Below are 1841 nucleotides of genomic sequence, written 5' to 3'. Positions count from 1 at the left end.
CTAGCTTGACTCTGTCGGGGATCTTGGAGTTTCCCGGTGCAGCGACATGACCGACGGGCATGATCGGGGCTGTTCCGCAGGCCGATATAGCTCTTGGGGTGTGCGTTGTCCCTCCGTTCCCGTTCCGGTGAGCAAGTCCCGTCTCTGACCGCACAGATCGCGCGGGCGAGCAACCCGGACGGTACGACGGCGATGTGGGTGCGGGACCGGTTGGACGGGCTGTGGCACGACGAGGACTTCGCCGGCTGGTACCCGCGCGACGGCCGTCCGGGTCTGTCGCCCGCCCAGCTGGCCACCGTTTGCGTGCTGCAGTTCGTGCTGGGGCTGTCGGACCGCCAGGCGGCGGAAGCGGTCCGCTGCCGCATCGATTTCAAGTACGCCATGGCCATGGAGCTGGACGATCCCGGTTTCCACCACAGTGTGCTGGCCGACTTCCGCGAGCGCCTCACTCGGGACGACCGCGCCGACCGACTTCTCGATCTGGCGCTCGCCCGCCTGCAGGAGGCCGGACTCGTACGCGAGCGCACCACACAGCGCACCGACTCCACCCACGTCCTGGCCGCGGTACGCGACCTGACCCGGCTGGAACTGGTCACCGAGGCCGTCCGTGCCGCGCTGGAAGAAGTCGCCCGCACGGCCGGGCACCTGCTGGTCGGCCTGGTCGACGAGGACTGGGGGCGCCGCTACGGCCGTCCGGTCCGTCTGGGCAAGAACCCCACCCGACCCAAGACCAGGATCCTGGCCGCCGGCGACGACGCCTGCCGACTGCTGGAACTACTCCACCAGCACGGAACCGGCTACCGGCCCGGCCCGCAGACCGAGGCCCTGCGGCAGATCGTCGTGCAGAACTACTACCGCGACGCGGCAGGCCGCCTGCGCTGGCGCACCGCCGACGACGGTGGGCTGCCGCCCTCCTCCTCGGCGGTCGTCTCGCCTTACGACACTATGGCGCGCTACGTCCGCCATGGGCACATCATCAGCTGGAAGGGGTTCGCCGCGCATGTCACCGAGACGTGTGCCTCTGGCGGCGTCAACGTGATCACGGATGTGGCCACCACCTCGGCCGCCACGAACGACGGCCAGGCCCTGCCCGGTATCCACGCCCGCCTGGCGCGCCGGGGGCTGCTGCCCGCCGAGCACCTGGTCGACGGCGGCTACACCTCCCTGGTCCACCTGGAACGAGCCCAGCGCGAACACCAGATCACCCTCAGCGGCCCACTGCCGGGCAACCCCACCCGCCAGCACCGCAGGAACGATGGCTTCGACCGGGACGACTTCCACATCGACTTCGACCGCCGGCAGGTCACCTGCCCCCAGGGCCAGGTCAGCGCCGGCTGGCACGGCCCCTACCCGACGTCCTCGCCCACCGCCGCCCCGCTGATCGTGGCCCGGTTCACCAAGAGCCAGTGCCGCCCCTGCCCGGTCCGCACCCGGTGCACCGCCACCGCCGACAGCGCCCGGACCGTGGGCTTTCCCCCACGAGAACTCCGCGACCTGCAACTCCGCGTCCGCGCCGAGCAGCAGACCCCCGACTGGAAGGCCCGCTACGCGGTGCGTTCCGGAGTCGAGGGCACCATCAACGAGTTCGCTCACGGACACGGCATGCGCCACTGCCGCTACCGAGGACAGCCGAAAGCCCATCTGCAACACGTACTCACGGCCATCGCCGTGAACATCGAACGCCTCAGCAGTCAGCCCGCGACTGAGGGACCCTCTTCGCCGAGACCGCCGACCGCCTTCCAGACCTTCCTGGACCAGCACGGCATCGCCCGGGCGAAGTCCTGGCGAACGCTGGGCAGTTGACCTCCACTGCTTCAAGATCCCCGACAGAGTCAAGCTAG

Annotated in this window: 1 protein-coding gene; it reads left to right on the top strand. The window is 69.8% G+C overall.

Translation table 11 applies throughout. The annotated features are described in order from the left end of the window. Positions 1–105 precede the first annotated feature (105 nt). Entirely contained in the window at positions 106–1803 is a 1698-nt protein-coding gene (locus ACZ5NH_RS45455) for an IS1182 family transposase (RefSeq protein WP_468784354.1), read from the top strand. The last annotated feature ends 38 nt before the right edge of the window (positions 1804–1841 follow it).

The sequence above is a fragment of the Streptomyces sp. NPDC031426 genome, from assembly GCF_055581585.1.
The sequence above is the reverse complement of the archived record's forward strand: the minus strand, read 5'-3'. Positions and strand labels throughout refer to the sequence as shown.